The 14694-nt window shown below is 68.3% G+C and carries 16 protein-coding genes and 1 pseudogene; 6 read left to right on the top strand and 11 right to left on the bottom strand.

What is annotated here, in order from left to right:
* Nucleotides 1-125 precede the first annotated feature (125 nt).
* Nucleotides 126-389 (top strand): type II toxin-antitoxin system prevent-host-death family antitoxin, encoded by a 264-nt coding sequence (locus K2X73_RS06580; RefSeq protein ID WP_294109364.1) that lies wholly within the window; start codon nucleotides 126-128, stop codon nucleotides 387-389.
* On the top strand, nucleotides 386-652 hold the full coding sequence (locus K2X73_RS06575) for a Txe/YoeB family addiction module toxin (protein ID WP_294109363.1): 267 nt from the start codon (nucleotides 386-388) through the stop codon (nucleotides 650-652). The genes K2X73_RS06580 and K2X73_RS06575 overlap by 4 nt, the downstream gene beginning before the upstream one ends.
* 151 nt (nucleotides 653-803) lie before the next feature.
* Here K2X73_RS06575 and K2X73_RS06570 read toward each other — a convergent pair whose 3' ends face one another.
* From K2X73_RS06570 to gltX, 3 genes are read right to left on the bottom strand one after another with little or no spacing between them, the layout of a single operon-like run.
* Nucleotides 804-992 carry a hypothetical protein gene (locus tag K2X73_RS06570; RefSeq protein ID WP_294109362.1) on the bottom strand — a complete coding sequence of 63 codons (189 nt, stop codon included), beginning with the start codon at nucleotides 990-992 and terminating at the stop codon, nucleotides 804-806.
* 3 nt (nucleotides 993-995) lie between these two features.
* Nucleotides 996-2279, bottom strand: a complete 1284-nt coding sequence (locus K2X73_RS06565; RefSeq protein ID WP_294109361.1) for a citrate synthase — start codon at nucleotides 2277-2279, stop codon at nucleotides 996-998.
* The gene (gltX, locus tag K2X73_RS06560; RefSeq protein ID WP_294109360.1) at nucleotides 2276-3715 is read right to left on the bottom strand and encodes a glutamate--tRNA ligase; all 1440 of its coding nucleotides are present in this window, start codon (nucleotides 3713-3715) and stop codon (nucleotides 2276-2278) included. Before gltX ends, K2X73_RS06565 begins: the two co-directional genes overlap by 4 nt.
* A 28-nt stretch (nucleotides 3716-3743) precedes the next feature.
* Here gltX and K2X73_RS06555 point away from each other — a divergent pair.
* Nucleotides 3744-5861 (top strand): annotated as a pseudogene (locus tag K2X73_RS06555) (ComEC/Rec2 family competence protein); the annotation flags it as partial.
* Here the strand turns inward: K2X73_RS06555 and lexA are convergent.
* Together lexA and glp are read right to left on the bottom strand one after the other, a co-directional pair.
* Nucleotides 5860-6534 (bottom strand): transcriptional repressor LexA, encoded by a 675-nt coding sequence (lexA, locus tag K2X73_RS06550; protein ID WP_294109358.1) that lies wholly within the window; start codon nucleotides 6532-6534, stop codon nucleotides 5860-5862. The pseudogene K2X73_RS06555 and the gene lexA overlap by 2 nt on opposite strands.
* Nucleotides 6535-6588: 54 nt before the next feature.
* Nucleotides 6589-7770 (bottom strand): gephyrin-like molybdotransferase Glp, encoded by a 1182-nt coding sequence (gene glp / locus K2X73_RS06545; protein WP_294109357.1) that lies wholly within the window; start codon nucleotides 7768-7770, stop codon nucleotides 6589-6591.
* A 139-nt stretch (nucleotides 7771-7909) separates the two neighbouring features.
* Between glp and K2X73_RS06540 the strand changes: the two genes are divergently transcribed.
* Nucleotides 7910-8449, top strand: a complete 540-nt coding sequence (locus K2X73_RS06540; RefSeq protein ID WP_294109356.1) for a hypothetical protein — start codon at nucleotides 7910-7912, stop codon at nucleotides 8447-8449.
* A 71-nt stretch (nucleotides 8450-8520) separates the two neighbouring features.
* On the opposite strand, the gene K2X73_RS06535 is transcribed toward K2X73_RS06540, so the two are convergent.
* From K2X73_RS06535 to K2X73_RS06510, 6 genes are all read right to left on the bottom strand, one after another.
* Nucleotides 8521-9312 (bottom strand): hypothetical protein, encoded by a 792-nt coding sequence (locus K2X73_RS06535; RefSeq protein WP_294109355.1) that lies wholly within the window; start codon nucleotides 9310-9312, stop codon nucleotides 8521-8523.
* 111 nt (nucleotides 9313-9423) lie between these two features.
* The gene (gene moaC, locus K2X73_RS06530) at nucleotides 9424-9900 is read right to left on the bottom strand and encodes a cyclic pyranopterin monophosphate synthase MoaC (RefSeq protein WP_294109354.1); all 477 of its coding nucleotides are present in this window, start codon (nucleotides 9898-9900) and stop codon (nucleotides 9424-9426) included.
* Complete coding sequence (gene trpC / locus K2X73_RS06525) at nucleotides 9893-10687, bottom strand: indole-3-glycerol phosphate synthase TrpC (protein WP_294109353.1); 795 nt, start codon at nucleotides 10685-10687, stop codon at nucleotides 9893-9895. The genes moaC and trpC overlap by 8 nt, the downstream gene beginning before the upstream one ends.
* Nucleotides 10674-11675, bottom strand: a complete 1002-nt coding sequence (gene trpD / locus K2X73_RS06520; RefSeq protein WP_294109352.1) for an anthranilate phosphoribosyltransferase — start codon at nucleotides 11673-11675, stop codon at nucleotides 10674-10676. The genes trpC and trpD overlap by 14 nt, the downstream gene beginning before the upstream one ends.
* Before the next feature lie 381 nt (nucleotides 11676-12056).
* A complete protein-coding gene (locus K2X73_RS06515) occupies nucleotides 12057-12635 on the bottom strand; it encodes an aminodeoxychorismate/anthranilate synthase component II (RefSeq protein WP_294109351.1) in 579 nt (192 codons plus the stop codon).
* A 10-nt stretch (nucleotides 12636-12645) separates the two neighbouring features.
* Nucleotides 12646-13737, bottom strand: coding sequence for an alpha/beta fold hydrolase (locus tag K2X73_RS06510; protein ID WP_294109350.1), 1092 nt, complete (start codon nucleotides 13735-13737; stop codon nucleotides 12646-12648).
* 96 nt (nucleotides 13738-13833) lie between these two features.
* Between K2X73_RS06510 and K2X73_RS06505 the strand changes: the two genes are divergently transcribed.
* On the top strand, nucleotides 13834-14235 hold the full coding sequence (locus tag K2X73_RS06505) for a hypothetical protein (RefSeq protein ID WP_294109348.1): 402 nt from the start codon (nucleotides 13834-13836) through the stop codon (nucleotides 14233-14235).
* A gap of 84 nt (nucleotides 14236-14319) precedes the next feature.
* The gene (locus K2X73_RS06500; protein WP_294109347.1) at nucleotides 14320-14673 is read left to right on the top strand and encodes a lysozyme inhibitor LprI family protein; all 354 of its coding nucleotides are present in this window, start codon (nucleotides 14320-14322) and stop codon (nucleotides 14671-14673) included.
* Nucleotides 14674-14694 lie beyond the last annotated feature (21 nt).

The following is a 14694-nucleotide window of genomic DNA, read 5'->3' as shown; positions in this document are numbered from 1 at the left end:
CAGCGCATGATGATGCGCAAGCACCAGCGGGGCGCGGTTTACCTTCTGGCCGCAGCGCACTGGCGGCCCCTTGCAGCTGTACAGGTGACAGTACATATTGCGGGCGAGGCAATGGAGGCCCCCGCATGGAAGTAGTGTCATATACCGATGCGCGCGCGCGGCTGAAGGATGTGCTTGATCGCGTCGTCGAGGATCACGAGGAAGTCGTCGTCACCCGCAAGAATGGCAAGCCGGCGGTGATCGTGTCGCTCGATCGCTGGAACGCGATCGGGGAGACGCTGCACCTGCTCTCGACGCCCGCCAATGCCCGTGCGCTGCGCGAGTCGATCGCGCAACTCGACGCGGGCAAGGGGACCGAGCGGACGTTGATCGAGCCGACGCGCGCGTGAAGCTGGTCTTCTCGGACGGCGCTTGGGACGATTATCTTTACTGGATCGACGCCGATCCCAAAATCCTGGGTAAGCTCAACCAACTCATCGATGAATGCCGCCGCACGCCGTTCAAGGGGAAGGGCAAGCCCGAGCCGCTCAAGGGCGATTTGGCCGGCTGGTGGTCGCGTCGACTGACATCCGAGGACCGGCTGATCTATCGCGTCGCGGGGCGGGCGCCGGAGCAGTCGCTCGAAATCGCGCAGTGCCGTTTCCATTATTGAACAGGTTATGAGCGAATATCGTCACTTTCTCCCGTTCGTGCTGAGCTTGTCGAAGCACGGTCGTTTTTCTTCGATCGTAGAGAACGCAGAACCGCGCTTCGACAAGCTCAGCGCGAACGGTGTCCGGGGCGGTAGCTCCTAGCCAGCAGCGTTATCGCCGCCGCGCCCAAAGGATGAGGCCTACCCCAACCACCACCACCACACCCCCGCGCCACGCCCAGGGCCGCTGATCGAGCATGAAGCTTTCGGGCGGCCAATGGACCCAGCCGAGCCCCTGGCACACCCAGAGCGAGCCCATCGCGATCATCAGCACGCCGAGGATCGCGAGGGCGCGCTTCATCGCTCAGCGCTTGCTGAGCGGCACATAATCGCGCTGCACCGGCCCGGTGTAGAGCTGGCGCGGGCGGCCGATCTTCTGTTCGGGATCGGCGATCATCTCGTTCCACTGCGCGACCCAGCCCACCGTGCGGGCGAGCGCGAACAGGGCGGTGAACATCGTCGTCGGGAAGCCGATCGCCGACAGGATCACGCCCGAATAGAAGTCGACATTGGGGAACAGCTTCTTCTCGATGAAGTAATCGTCCTTCAGCGCGATCTCCTCGAGCCGCAGCGCGGTTTCGAACACGGGGTCGGTCACGCCCAGCGACTCGAAAACTTCCCGCACCGTCTGCTGCATCACCGTCGCGCGCGGATCGTAATTCTTGTACACCCGGTGACCGAAGCCCATCAGGCGGAAGGGATCATTCTTGTCCTTGGCGCGCTCGATATAATGCGGGATGCGATCGGGGGTGCCGATCTCGCGCAGCATGTTGAGCGCCGCCTCGTTCGCGCCGCCATGCGCCGGCCCCCACAGGCAGGCGATGCCCGCCGCGATGCACGCGAACGGATTGGCCCCCGACGAACCCGCCAGCCGCACGGTCGAGGTCGACGCATTCTGCTCGTGATCGGCGTGGAGGATGAAGATGCGATCGAGCGCGCGCTCGACGACGGGGTTCACCTCATATTCCTCGGCCGGCACGCCGAAGGTCATCCGCAGGAAATTGCCGGTGTAGCTCAGCGAGTTCTTGGGATAGAGGAAGGGCTGGCCGATCGAATATTTATACGCCATCGCCGCGATCGTCGGCATCTTGGCGATCAGCCGGTGGCTCGCGATCATCCGCTGGCGCGGATCGGTGATGTCGGTCGAATCGTGATAGAAGGCGGAAAGTGCGCCGACCACGCCGCACATCACCGCCATCGGGTGCGCATCACGCCGGAAACCGCGATAGAAGGTCGCAAGCTGCTCGTGCAGCATCGTGTGGCGGGTAATGGTGTGGGTGAAGCTGTCGAGCTCGTCCTGGCTGGGCAGCTCGCCGTTCAGCAGCAGGTAGCAGACTTCCATGAAGTTCGAATGTTCGGCGAGCTGGCCGATCGGATAGCCGCGGTGGAGCAGCACGCCCTCGTCGCCATCGATATAGGTCAGCCCCGATTCGCAGCTCGCGGTGGAGGTGAAGCCGGGATCGAAAGTGAACATGCCCGTTTGGGCATAGAGCTTCCTGATATCGATGACTTTGGGGCCGATCGTACCGGCGCGCACCGCATAATCATGGTCGGCGCCTGCGGCGGTGAGCTTGGCGGTTTCGGTCATGCGTCCTGCTCCTTCTTGGTCTCGGCGGCCGGCTCGGCCAGTTGATCGGCGATGCGCCCCAGGCTTTCGTCGCGCCCGAGCAGTTCGAGCACGTCGAAAATTCCGGGCGAGGTCTTGCGGCCCGTCAGCGCCGCCCGCAGCGGCTGCGCGACTTGCCCCAGCTTTACGCCGGCGGTTTCGGCGACGTTACGCACCGCGTCTTCCAGATTTGACGTATCCCATGCCGCAACCGCGTCAAGCGCGGCATGGGCCTGGGCGAGCAGGCCGCGCGCCGGGCCGTCGAGCAGCTTGGCGGCGTCCTCGTCGAGCGGCAGCGGCCGCTGGGCGAACAGGAAAGCGGTGCCGCTGGCGAGCTCGTTCAGATTGGCGGCGCGGGGTTTCAGCGCGGGCATCGCGCGCTGCAGCAATCCCTGCTGCACCGCATCGGGCTTGAACGGCAGCCGATCGGCGACCAGCGCGGCGAGCCGGGCATCACCCGCCTCGCGCAGATAATGGCCGTTGAGGTTTTCGAGCTTCTTCAGATCGAACCGCGCCGGGCTGCGGCCGACACCTTCCAGCGCGAACCATTTGATCGCCTGTTCGCGGCTGATGATCTCGGCATCGCCATGCCCCCAGCCGAGCCGGAGCAGATAGTTGAACAGCGCCTCGGGCAGGATCCCGAGCTCGTCGCGGTAGCTGTCCACCCCCACCGCGCCGTGCCGCTTCGACATCTTGCCGCCGTCCTGCCCGTGAATCATCGGTACATGGGCATAGACCGGCTCGGGCCAGCCCATCGCCTTGATGATGGGGAGTTGGCGAAACGCGTTGTTCAGGTGATCATCACCGCGAATGACATGCGTCACGCCCATGTCGTGATCGTCGACCACGACCGCGAGCATATAGGTGGGCGTGCCATCGGAACGGAGCAGGACGAAATCGTCGATCTCGCTATTCTGGACGGTGACGTCACCTTGGACGCGGTCGGCGATCGTCGTCGCCCCTTCGCGCGGCGCTTTCAGGCGCACGACGAAGGGCTTGTCGCCGCCTTCGGCCGGATCGCGATCGCGCCAGCGGCCATCATAGCGGATCGGCTGCTTGGCGGCCGCCTGCGCCTCGCGCAAAGCGGTCAGCTCCTCGGGGGTCGCGAAGCATTTATAGGCGTGGCCGCTCGCGAGCAGCTGATGCGCGACTTCGGCATGGCGCTCGGCGCGGGCGAATTGATAGGTCTCCGGCCCGTCCCAATCGAGGCCGAGCCACTGCATCCCGTCGAGGATCGCGGCGATCGCCGCGTCGGTCGATCGGACGCGGTCGGTATCCTCGATCCGCAGCAGGAACTTGCCGCCATGCCTGCGGGCGAACAGCCAGTTGAACAAAGCGGTGCGGGCGCCGCCAATGTGCAGGAACCCGGTGGGCGACGGGGCGAAACGGGTGACGACGGTCTGAGGATCGGCGGCCAAGCGCGGCTGCTCCAACTGAAGAAAAACAATGGCCGGAACCGGCGCGGCGCGCTCTAGCACGGGCTTTCCCGCGCTTCAAATCGCCGCCATCGCGCGGTGGCGCCTCGGGCTGGAACGGCGGCTGGAGGCGGAGGCCGACCGCCTGTTCCTGTGGACGCCCGTCGCGCTGGGGGCGGGGATCGCCTTGTGGTTCGCGTTGCCCGATCCGCGCGGCTGGACGCTCGCGCTGCTGCTGATCGCGGGGCTCGGCGCGGGGTGCTGGGCGGTGCAGGCGGGCGGCCGCGCGGCGCGGGGCGGGGCGATCGCCTGCGGCCTCGCCGCCGCCGGGCTCGCGCTGGTGTGGGCGCGCGCCGAGCGGGTCGCGGCGCCGGTACTGATGCGGCCGCTGGTGGCGACGCTCACCGCGCGGGTCGAGCGCGTCGAGCCCTTGCCGCCGCGCGGTCTGGTCCGGCTCACGCTGCGGATCGAGCAGTTGGCGCCAGCGGCGGACGCGGTGCCGGCGCGCGTGCGGCTCAATCTCGCGGTCGAGGATGCCCCGGCGGGGCTGGGTGAGGGCGCCCGGCTGCGGCTGCGCGCGCGGCTGTTGCCGCCGCCGCCGCCCGCGGTGCCCGGCGCCTATGATTATGCGCGCGTCGCCTGGTTCGCGGGCATTGGGGCGACCGGACGAGGGCTGGCGCCGGTCGCGCTGCTCGCCCCCGGAGGCGGGCAGGGAACCCTGCGCACCGGCCTCGCCGTGCATATCCGCGAAAAGCTGCCGGGGAGCGCGGGCGGGGTCGCCGCCGCGCTCGCGACCGGTGATCAGGGCGCGATCGCGCTCGACGATGCCGAGGCGATGCGGCGCGCGGGGCTCGCGCATCTGCTGTCGGTGAGCGGCCTTCACATCACCGCCGTGGTCGGCGCGGTGATGCTGCTCGTCGAACGGCTGCTCGCGCTCTGGCCCTGGGCGGCGCTGCACCTGCGGCTGCGGCTGATCGCGGCGGGCGCGGCGGCGGTCGCGGCGATCGGCTATACGCTGCTCACCGGCGCGGAGGTGCCGACGGTGCGCTCGTGCGTCGCGGCGCTGCTGGTGCTGGCCGCGCTCGCGCTCGGGCGCGAGGCGCTGACGCTGCGGCTGGTCGCGAGCGGCGCGCTGGTCGTGCTCGCGCTGTGGCCCGAGGCGTTGATGGGGCCGAGCTTTCAATTGTCCTTCGCCGCCGTCGCGAGCATCGTCGCCTTGAGCGAGGCGGGGCCGTTGCGCGCCTGGCTCGCGCCGCGCGAGGAGGGGTTGGTCGCCCGGCTCGGCCGGCAGGCGGTCGCGCTGCTGGTCACCGGCATCGTCGTCGAGGCGGCGCTGATCCCGATCGGGTTGTTCCATTTCCACAAGGCGGGGCTTTATGGCGCGCTGGCCAATATCGTCGCGATCCCGCTGACGACCTTTGTCGTGATGCCCGCCGAGGCGCTGGCGCTGTCGGCGGACGCGATCGGGCTTGGCGCGCCGTTTTGGGTGGTGACGGGGGTGGCGATCGATGCGCTGCTGTGGCTCGCGCGCGTGACGGCGGCGGCGCCGGGCGCGGTCGCGCTGCTGCCGGCGATGCCGGGCGCGGCCTATGCGCTGATTGTCGGTGGTGGGTTGTGGCTGGTGGTGTGGCGGACCCGCTGGCGGCTCTGGGGGCTCGCGCCAGCGCTGGCCGGGGCGCTATGGACCACATTCACCCCGGCGCCCGACTTGCTCGTGACCGGAGATGGCCGCCATGTCGCCTTCCGGCTCGACGATGGCCGGCTGGCGATCCTGCGCGAACGGACCGGCGACTATGTTCAGGCGCTGCTTGGCGAGAACGCTGGCGAGGGCGGGGTTCCCTGGCTGATCGACGCGAGCGAGGATGCGCGCTGCAGCCCCGACCTGTGCCTCGTCGATCGCCGCGCGGCCGGCCGCCGCGTCCGCATCCTCGCGACCCGCAGCAGCTATCCCGTGCCCTATGCCGCGCTCATCGCCGCCTGCGCCGAGGCCGATATCGCGATCAGCGAACGCCGCCTGCCCAAGGCCTGCGCGCCGCGCTGGCTGAAGCTCGATCGCCCGGCGCTCGCACGCAGCGGCGGGATCGCGATCACTCTCTCGGACCGCCGCGTCATAACCGTCGCGCGCGCCGGCGACGCGCATCCCTGGCTCAGTCGTAGCGACGCAGCAGCCCCGCCAGCTTCCCCTGCACCCGCACCTGCTTCGGGTGGTAACGCTGCGGATCATAAGCACGGTTGGCGGGATCGAGACGCACCATCGTCCCCTCGCGGCGGAAATATTTGAGCGTCGCCTCGCTATCGTCGATCAGCGCGACGACGATCTCACCATCGCGCGCCACCTCGGTGCGGCGAATGAGCGCATAGTCACCGTCGAGAATCCCAGCCTCGACCATCGAGTCGCCCGCGACTTCCAGCGCGTAATGATCGCCCATGCCGAGCAACGCGGCGGGCACCGCGAGCGTCGCCGAGTCCTCGAACGCCTCGATCGGCACGCCCGCGGCGATGCGGCCGTGGAGCGGGATCTCGACCACGTCGTTCGCGGGCGGCGGGGCCGGGCGGAAATTGTCGGGCTTGGGATCGACCTTGGCGGCGCGCTTCTTGGGCTCCGCACGCTCGGGCATCCGCAGCACCTCAAGCGCGCGCGCGCGGTTGGGCAGGCGGCGGATGAAGGCGCGTTCCTCGAGCGCGCTGATCAGCCGGTGGACGCCCGATTTGGAACGCAGATCAAGCGCTTCCTTCATCTCCTCGAACGAGGGCGACACCCCCGTGTCGGCCAGGCGATCGTTGATGAAGCAAAGCAATTCATGCTGTTTGTGCGTCAGCATAGAGACCTCCGGCGCGAACGAACGCCGAACGATTAGGAAACATCCGAGCAGCTGTCAAGCAAGGTCGAGGATTTCCACCGAGTCGCCCGGCTTGGCCGCCGGCGCGTGCGGCGGGCGGACGATCAGGCAGGTCGCGCGCGCCAGGGTCGCGAGCATCGCGCTGTCCTGCCGGCTTGCCGCCACGACGCCACCATCCTGCCACCAGCCGCGCAGATAATCCTCGCGCGCGTCATTGGCGGGAAGCGGCGCGGCGAGGGGTACGTGCCGGCGGCGCGGCAACGGGTCGGCAGCGCCCGCCATCGCCGCGACCAGCGGGCGCAGGAACAGGCTCGCGGTGACGAACGCCGAGACGGGATTGCCCGGCAGGCCGAGCACGACCGCGTCGCCCAGCCGCCCGGCAAGCAGCGGCTTGCCCGGGCGCATCGCGATCCGCCAGAAATCGATCGTGCCGCCGGCGGCTTCGAGCGCGGGTCGGACGAGATCATGATCGCCCACGGAAGCGCCGCCGATCGTGACGACAATATCCGCCTCGGTCGCGGCGAAGGCGGCGGTAAGGGCTTCCAGCCGATCGGGCAGGATGCCGAGCGGGGTAACGTCCGCCGGCAGATCGGCGATCAGCGCGGCGAGCATCGCGCCATTGGCCTCGGGCAACTGGCCGTCGTTTACCGGCGCGCCGGGGGGCACGAGTTCGTCCCCGGTCGCCGCGATCGCGACGCGCACCCGGCGGTGGACGGCAAGCGCGCCATGCCCCGCCGCCGCCGCGAGCCCGATCGCCGCCGGGGTCAGCCGCGCGCCGGCGGGAAGCAGTTCGGCGGCTTGCGCGAAATCCTGGCCGCGCCGGCGGATATGCCGGCCTTCGGCGCCGGGGCCTTCGCCGGCGAGGTGGAGTTCCACGCCAGCCCGCGCCGCCTCTTCCTGCACCAGGATCGTGTCGGCGCCCATGGGCACGATCGCGCCGGTGAAGATGCGCACCGCCTCGCCCGCACCGATCCTGCCGGCGAAGGGACGCCCCGCCGCGCTTTCGCCGATCACGCTCAGCGGCCCGGGGAGATCGGCGAAGCGCAGCGCATAGCCGTCCATCGCCGACAGGTCCGCGCTCGGCTGATCGCGCCGGGCGATGAGCGGCGCGGCGAGCCAGCGCCCGGCGGCGGCGCCGAGCGCGCACGTCTCTACCGCCACGCGCGGGGCAGCGGCGAGCAACCGCGCTTGGGCTTCGGCGACACTGAGCAGGCTCATGGTGTTCGCCGTGCCACGGGGGCGAGGGTGGGGGCAAGCGGGGCGGCAAATATGAAGCCACAGCTTGGCTTTCACCTTGATTGCGCACACAGACATCGAGGGTTAGACTGGGCACTCCTTGGGCACGGACTTTGCCGTGATGACGCTCGCTGCTGCAGCTTCTTTGGCTCTCTCCAACGTCGCTCCTATTCCGCTACGGGCCGGAAATAATCCGGTGCGGAACATCGCGGGAGACGGAATGGACGGTAGCATCACCCTTGATTGGCGTGAAAACGGCAACGCTTGGGGCTATAACGTCATCACTGTAAGGGTCGGGGGATCAATTGCAACGGTCGATGAGGTTGATCGCTTCGTAGATCGGCCGCATGCTGACGAAGATGCGATAACCTCAATTCGTTTTGCACGTGCCCGCTATAGAGGCCGAATGACGACCGTTGCGTTCATAGCCGATCGGCAAATTGTCGATAGCGTCCCCAATCCCGCAAAAACAATTATAAAGAGTTATGCTCTCGTTCGTAACACAGGTGGGCTGGGCACGCCCTATCAATTCGTGCAGGTCGCTCGTACTCAAGCGAGCCGGCTCTATTGCAGCGCTGACATAGCCCTTAAGTCCGAACTCGGATTTCCGCTCCGGCCAAGCTATTCGGGACCGAAGAATATCGACGGGTGCTATCGCTAGCACAGACTTTTGATTGCGCCCTTGCCGCTTAAAACGGGTAACAGAGGTTCCCCCGTCCAAGTGTTCACCCTTCACGCCCGTCGCCGCCGGCTGAACGGCACCGAGAGGATCGCCTTCACCGCTACATCGTCCGGGTTCGCGCCGAAGCCGAGGCCGACGCCGAAATTCACCCCCCAGCCGCCACCGACATCCACGTCGACCACCGCGAACACCGTCTGCTCGCTTTGCGCGAAGGCGCCGAAATCGCGCGTGGTGCCGAAGCCGTCATAGGCCTCCACCCCAATCTCCAGCCTTTTCGATAGCTTGTAGCTTATTCTTGTATCGAGATCGAAAGACAACGGCGCGGGTTGCGATCCGGCGACGACGAAATCCATGTTGAGATTGCCCGCCACCGTCCACCGGCCGAAGCGCCCGCCCAATATCGCCTTGAACTCGGCATTGCCCGGGTTGATCGAGAGCGCCTTATCCTCATAGCCGATCTCGAAATTGGCGCCCCACCACCAGGTCGCGCCCTTGGGCACCGGCCCCAGCCATTTGAGCCGGCCCTTCACCCCGTGCGCGGCGATCCGTCCCTCGCGGTCGATCGTGCCGAGCGGGGGATAGAGGCCAAGCTCGAAATTGCCGGGCAGCCCCAGCGAGAATTCGGGGGTGTAGCGGAAGCGGTTAACCGAGGCTTGCTCGCCCTCGTAATCGATGCCCGGCAGGCCGCTCGGCACATAGTTGAAATGGATGTCGAGCCCGGTTTCCCAAGGCGCGTTCAACTCATCCATATAGACCTGGATTTCCTCGGGTGCGGCGCGCGCGGGCGCGGCGATCAGCCCCAGGCCGAGCAAGACGATCGAGCAGATCCCTCGATTTGGCATAAGGCGGACGATGCCAAAGCGCAGGGCGAAGCGCTTGCGAAATCGGGCTGTGTTGATGCGGCTAGAGCGATTTCGAGGCAGGTGGAATCACCTGCCGGCTCGAAAATCGCTTTAAGTGCCCGCGCGCACCCAGTTGCCCGACTGACCCCCCGATTTGGCGAGCAGCGCCACCGGGCCGATCACCATCGCCCGGTCGATCGCCTTCGCCATGTCATAAAGCGTCAAGAGCGCGACCGAAGTCGCGGTAAGCGCTTCCATTTCAACGCCGGTCGGCCCGGTGCAGGCGCAGGTCGCGCGCACCGTGACGCCGCTTTCATCGGGCAGCAGCTCGACGCGGACATGGCTGAGGGGCACCGGATGGCACAGCGGGATCAGCTCGCTGGTGCGCTTGGCCGCCATGATGCCCGCCACGCGCGCGACCGCGAGCGCGTCACCCTTCTTGCCCGAGCCTTCCGCGATCGCCCGCGCGGCCTCGGCGGACATGGTGATCCGCCCCTCGGCGGTCGCCTCGCGCGTGGTCGCGGGCTTGGCGCTCACATCGACCATGCGCGCGGCGCCGCTTTGGTCGAGATGAGTGAGCTCAGCCATCGTCCCGCCCCAGCAGCGCGCGGGTCGCGGCCGCCACGTCGCTCGCGCGCATCAGCGCCTCGCCGACGAGGAAACAGCTCACCCCGCGCGCGCGCATGGTGTCCAGATCGGCACGAGTTGAAAGCCCGCTTTCGGCGACAAAGGTGCAGCCCGGCGGCGCCTTATCGACCAGCGTGAAAGTCCGCTCGAAACTCACGGTGAAATCACGCAAATCGCGGTTGTTGACCCCGATCAACCGCGATTTGAGCTTCAGCGCGCGCTCCAGCTCCTTGGCGTCATGTACCTCGACGAGCACGTCGAGTCCGCAATCGATCGCCGCCGCCTCGATCTCGGCGAGCGTCGTGTCGTCGAGCGCGGCCATGATGAGCAGGATCGCGTCCGCCCCCAGTGCGCGCGATTCGGCCGCCTGCCAGGGATCGACCATGAAATCCTTGCGCAGCACCGGCAGCGCGGTGACGGCGCGCGCCGCCTGGAGATAGGCGTCATGCCCCTGGAACCAGGGTTCGTCGGTCAGCACTGAGAGGCACGCCGCGCCCCCGGCCTCATAGGCGCGGGCATGGGCGGGGGGATCGAAATCCGCGCGGATCACGCCCTTGCTGGGGCTCGCCTTCTTGATCTCGGCGATCAACGCGGGGCCGGTCGCCGCCTTGGCGTCGAGCGCGGCGCGGAAGCCGCGGGGCGCGGTCTGATCGGCGATCTGCGCGTCGAGCGCACTCCACGGCGTGCACGCCTTGCGCGCGGCGACGTCGGCGCGCTTGGTTTCGAGGATACGGTCAAGGATGGTCATAGCTAATCCAGCGATCGAGCAGCGCGCCGGCGGCGCCGCTATCGAGCATGTCGGCGGCGCGTGCCGCGCCTGCGGGCAAATCGGGGCTGCGCTCGGCGAGGACAAGCGCGGCAGCGGCGTTCAGGCACACCGCGTCGCGATAGGCGCCGCGCTCGCCGTTCAGGAGGCGGCGCAGGGCGGCGGCGTTAAAGGCGGGGTCGCCGCCCCGGATCGCCGCGATCGGGTGGCGCGGGAGGCCGGCATCCTCGGGCGCGATGCGCGGCGGGAGGGTCGCGGCGCCGACGCGCTCGACCACGCTGGGGCCGGCGCCCGAAAGCTCGTCCAGCCCTTCCTCGCCCGAGACGACCAGCGCCGCCTCGGTGCCGAGCCGGGCGAGCGCCTCGGCATAGACGGGCGCGTAATCGGGCCGGGCGATGCCGATCAGCTGGCGCCCGACCCGCGCGGGGTTGGCGAGCGGCCCCATCAGGTTGAAGATGGTGCGCTTGCCGATGCGGCGGCGGATCGGGGTGATCCGCTTCATCGCCGGGTGATGGTTGGCGGCGAACAGGAAGCAGATGCCGATGTCGCGCAGGCTCGCCTCGGCGGTCGCGCCGGCACGATCCATGTCGAGGCCCAGCGCTTCGAGCGTGTCCGCCGCCCCCGCTTTTGAGGAAGCGGCGCGATTGCCATGCTTGGCGACCGGCACCCCGGCGGCGGCCACCACCAGCGACACCGCCGTCGACACGTTGAGCGTATGGTGCCCGTCGCCCCCGGTGCCGCACACGTCGATCGCGCCCGGCGGGGCGTCGATGGGGATCAGGCGTTCGCGCAGCGCCTTGGCGGCTTCGGCGATTTCGGTCGCGGTCTCGCCGCGTTCGGTGAGGCCGATCAGGAAATCAGCGATCGCCTGCTCGCTCGTCTTGGCGTCGAGAATATCGGCGAAGGCGCGCGCCGCCTGCTCGGCATCGAGCGGCGCGGCGGGGTTGGGGAGGGTAACCAAAGCCGTCACGCCCCTAACGCCTTCCCCGGCGCAGGCCGGGGCCCAGCCGCGTACGGGTTGGCACGGCGTGCGACGCTTGCGGCGACGGCACCACTGGACCCCGGCCTGCGCCGGGGAAGGGCTGGAAGCGTAAAAATGGTCAAGGGCGGCATCCACCGATGTATCCGGCCCTACGGTCGCCGGTCCCGGCGCCTCGGTGGACCTCGGAACAAGTCCGGTGTGACGGTTGGAGCGCGGCCCTCGCGGCTTCCTGCACCTTCCCCGGCGAAGGCCGGGGTCCAGCGGCGCGGCTGCAGATCAGGCGCGCGCGTGGCCTTACGCGGTCGCGACTGGGCCCCGGCCTTCGCCGGGGAAGGGACTTTCCGGGAATACGCACAAGTCCTCGGTCGCTCACGCCACGGCCTTCACGCCGGCGAGCGTCAGGAAATTGGCGAGCATCGCATGGCCATGCTCGGTCGCGATGCTTTCGGGGTGGAACTGCACGCCGTGGATCGGCAGGTTTTGGTGGCGGAAGCCCATCACCGATCCGTCCTCGGCGGTGGCGTTCACCAGCAGCCCTTCGGGCACCGGATCGACGATCAGCGAGTGATAGCGCGTCGCCTGGAAGGGCGAGGGGAGGCCGGCGAACAGCCCGGTGCCGTCATGCCGCACCGGACTGGTCTTGCCATGCATCAGCCCGCCGCGCACCACTTGCCCGCCGAAATGCTGGCCGATCGCCTGATGTCCCAGGCAGACGCCGAGCAGCGGCTTGCCGGCCTCGGCGCAGGCGGCGACCAGATCGAGCGAGACCCCCGCCTCGTTGGGCGTCTTGGGGCCGGGCGAGATTAGGAAGGCATGAGCGTTGCTCGCCAGTGCCTCGGCGGCGGTGAGCGCGTCGTTGCGCACCACTCGCACCTCGGCACCCAGCTCCATCAGATAATGGACCAGGTTCCAGGTGAAGCTGTCGTAATTGTCGATGACGAGGATCACGCGCGCGCCCTTAGCGGGCGGGCGGGATGGTGGGAAGAGCGAGCAGCGCGGCGAGGTCCGCCTTCCAGAACTTGGCCCAGGTGTGGGTGCCGTGGCCCTTGGTCTCGGTGCTCGCCGGGATCAGGATTGTCCGCGCGCGCGGCATCCGCGGGCCGAGCGTCGCCTGAAAGCCAAGCTCGGGCGGGTTGATGAAATCATCCGCCGAATTGATCCACAGCACCGGCACCGCGATCTTTTCCAAGGCGGGCGAGGGATCGTAGTTGCGGGATGCGTCGAGGAAATAGAGCGCATCGTTCGCGTCGAACTGGCGCGCGCGCTCGAACGCCACGTCGAGCGCGGCATCGGCGGCGGCGCGGGTTGGCGCCTGGGCCTGCGCGGCGAGCGGGTTGATCCCGGCGAGGATCAGCAGGTTCGCCGCCGCGCGAACGCCCATCGCCGGCGGGCTGGTATAGTCGCCGCCGTTCCAGGCCGGGTCGGCGCGGATCGCGTCGATCGCCATCTTGCGCCACATCCGGTTGCGCCCGGCGAGCGCGACCGGGTTGCACGCGAACGGCGCCAGCCGCTCGGCGAACCCCGGATAGGTCTCGCCCCATACGAAAGCATGCATACACCCCATCGAGGTACCGAGGATCAGCCGCAGCTTGGTAACGCCCAGCCCCTCCACCAGCAGCCGGTGCTGGAGCGCGACCATATCGTCATAATCATAATGCGGGAATTTCATCCGCAAGCCGTCGCTCGGCTTGGAGGAGGCGCCGTGGCCGATATTGTCGGGCAGGATCACCAGCGTCCTGGCCAGATCGAGCGGGGCGCCGGGGCCGTAAAGCTCATCGGCGAACTGGGGCACCAGGAAGTTGCGTCCCGATCCGCCGGTGCCGTGGAGCACCATCACCGCATTGTCGATCCGCCCCTTGGCATCGCGATGTTCGGTGCCGAGCAGGCGGTAACGCAGCCGCACCTCGGCGAGCGTTTCGCCCGATTTGAAGCGTACGTCGCGCAGCGTGACATCGCCCTCGCGCACCGGCCATTCGGCGCGGGCCGGGGCGGCGAGGGCGAGGACAAGGGTGAGCAGCAGGGCGCACGGCGCGAACAGGCGAGCGATCATGCCGCCGAGCCTAGCGCGGGTCGTTGCGCGATCAAACACTTGTTCATCCCCCCGCAAGGCCCCACGTGCGAGGGCGAGGGACGAAAGGATAAGCGGATGCGGCTAGTGTTGATGGCGGCGTTGATCGCGCTTCCCGCGGCGGCGTTCGCGCAGCAGCCGGCCGACGACAGCTATCAGGCCGAACCGCCGCAGCGCATTCGGTCTATCCTGATCAAGCCCGGCCAGGATTGCCCCAAGGCCGAGGGCAACGAAGTCGTGGTGTGCGCGCCGATCGAAAGCCCGTACCGCGTGCCGCGCGCCTTGCGCGACGAAGGTCCGGTAAAGCCGCAGAACCAGGCCTGGGGCGCCCGTGCGCTGGTGCTCGACGAGGAAAGCCGCCGGGCGAGCGGCATCCCCAACACCTGCTCCCCCATCGGCACTGGCGGGCAGACAGGCTGCACGCTGCAACTGATCCAGCAATGGCAGGCCGAACGCGCGGCGAAGGCGCGGGGGCAATAGCGCGCGCGGTTCGCATAAAGACAACTATAACCAATGACTTAACAGGCTTAAGCTGACGCCATGTGGTTCTTTGCGATCAGCCTGATGGCAGCCTCCCCCGTCGCGGCGGACGACGAGTCGCCCTGCTTTGCCAAAGGGCAGACCTATGAAATCGCCAAATGCTTGGCGGCGGCTCGCGTTCAGGACGAAGGCGAACTCAACCATCGCTACCGCACGATCATGGGCGTGCTCGCGGCCGCCGACCGGCTGCGGCTGAAAAAGGCGCAGCGCGCCTGGGTCGCCTATCGCGAGGCGACGTGCGACGCCGAATATCGGCTGTGGGATGGCGGGACCGGCGGCCCGCTCGCGCTGCTCGCCTGCCTCGATCGCGAGGCGCGCCGACGCACCGCCGAGTTAGAGCAGACCTATCGACTCCGGCTGCAACGTTTGGAGCGCTGAAAGGTCGGCCCAAAGCGCGCC

Source organism: Sphingomonas sp., from assembly GCF_019746665.1.
Lineage (GTDB): Bacteria > Pseudomonadota > Alphaproteobacteria > Sphingomonadales > Sphingomonadaceae > Sphingomonas.
This window is presented reverse-complemented; position numbering and strand designations above follow the sequence as displayed.